Source organism: Leuconostoc lactis KCTC 3528 = DSM 20202 (genome assembly GCF_014651235.1).
Taxonomy (GTDB): domain Bacteria; phylum Bacillota; class Bacilli; order Lactobacillales; family Lactobacillaceae; genus Leuconostoc; species Leuconostoc lactis.
The window spans coordinates 1-1968 of sequence record NZ_BMWM01000051.1; the positions used below are offsets into that span (position 1 = coordinate 1).

Consider the following 1968-nt stretch of genomic DNA (forward strand, 5'->3'; position numbering starts at 1 on the left):
CAAGTAATCAACCACGTGATAAGATGATATAGTTGTCTCAGCGACAACAAGTAGCACATTGAAAACTGAACAAAACTTTGAACAAACGAATCTGTTACTAGTTATTAGCAGTAATAACTAAAACAAATTTGCGAAGTCAATTCGTAACAAACAATAAACGGATAGTCGTTATAGAGATATAGCAATTAGTCAGTTTAATCGAAGAGTACATCTTCAAACGATGAATTTAATTCATTTAAATTGAGAGTTTGATCCTGGCTCAGGATGAACGCTGGCGGCGTGCCTAATACATGCAAGTCGAACGCGCAGCGAAAGGTGCTTGCACCTTTCAAGCGAGTGGCGAACGGGTGAGTAACACGTGGATAACCTGCCTCAAGGCTGGGGATAACATTTGGAAACAGATGCTAATACCGAATAAAACTTAGTATCGCATGATACAAAGTTGAAAGGCGCTACGGCGTCACCTAGAGATGGGTCCGCGGTGCATTAGTTAGTTGGTGGGGTAAAGGCCTACCAAGACAATGATGCATAGCCGAGTTGAGAGACTGATCGGCCACATTGGGACTGAGACACGGCCCAAACTCCTACGGGAGGCTGCAGTAGGGAATCTTCCACAATGGGCGAAAGCCTGATGGAGCAACGCCGCGTGTGTGATGAAGGCTTTAGGGTCGTAAAGCACTGTTGTATGGGAAGAAATGCTAGAATAGGGAATGATTCTAGTTCGACGGTACCATACCAGAAAGGGACGGCTAAATACGTGCCAGCAGCCGCGGTAATACGTATGTCCCGAGCGTTATCCGGATTTATTGGGCGTAAAGCGAGCGCAGACGGTTGATTAAGTCTGATGTGAAAGCCCGGAGCTCAACTCCGGAATGGCATTGGAAACTGGTTAACTTGAGTGTTGTAGAGGTAAGTGGAACTCCATGTGTAGCGGTGGAATGCGTAGATATATGGAAGAACACCAGTGGCGAAGGCGGCTTACTGGACAACAACTGACGTTGAGGCTCGAAAGTGTGGGTAGCAAACAGGATTAGATACCCTGGTAGTCCACACCGTAAACGATGAATACTAGGTGTTAGGAGGTTTCCGCCTCTTAGTGCCGAAGCTAACGCATTAAGTATTCCGCCTGGGGAGTACGACCGCAAGGTTGAAACTCAAAGGAATTGACGGGGACCCGCACAAGCGGTGGAGCATGTGGTTTAATTCGAAGCAACGCGAAGAACCTTACCAGGTCTTGACATCCTTTGAAGCTTCTAGAGATAGAAGTGTTCTCTTCGGAGACAAAGTGACAGGTGGTGCATGGTCGTCGTCAGCTCGTGTCGTGAGATGTTGGGTTAAGTCCCGCAACGAGCGCAACCCTTATTGTTAGTTGCCAGCATTCAGTTGGGCACTCTAGCGAGACTGCCGGTGACAAACCGGAGGAAGGCGGGGACGACGTCAGATCATCATGCCCCTTATGACCTGGGCTACACACGTGCTACAATGGCGTATACAACGAGTTGCCAACCCGCGAGGGTGAGCTAATCTCTTAAAGTACGTCTCAGTTCGGACTGCAGTCTGCAACTCGACTGCACGAAGTCGGAATCGCTAGTAATCGCGGATCAGCACGCCGCGGTGAATACGTTCCCGGGTCTTGTACACACCGCCCGTCACACCATGGGAGTTTGTAATGCCCAAAGCCGGTGGCCTAACCTTATGGAGGGAGCCGTCTAAGGCAGGACAGATGACTAGGGTGAAGTCGTAACAAGGTAGCCGTAGGAGAACCTGCGGCTGGATCACCTCCTTTCTAAGGATAATCGGAAAGTGACAGTACATTAGATTGTAAATTTGGCAGTTCAAAGTTTTGTTTAGTTTTGAGTGTGGTACTGTAATAGGTATCATGGTCAAAAATGATCCTATGGGGAATTAGCTCAGCTGGGAGAGCACCTGCTTTGCAAGCAGGGGGTCAGCGGTTCGATCCCGCTATTC

At 48.5% G+C, this 1968-nt stretch carries 1 rRNA gene; it reads left to right on the forward strand.

Annotation, left to right across the window (positions count from 1 at the left end):
* Positions 1-236: 236 nt before the first annotated feature.
* Positions 237-1786: ribosomal RNA gene (locus IE039_RS08235) — 16S ribosomal RNA — on the forward strand.
* Positions 1787-1968 lie beyond the last annotated feature (182 nt).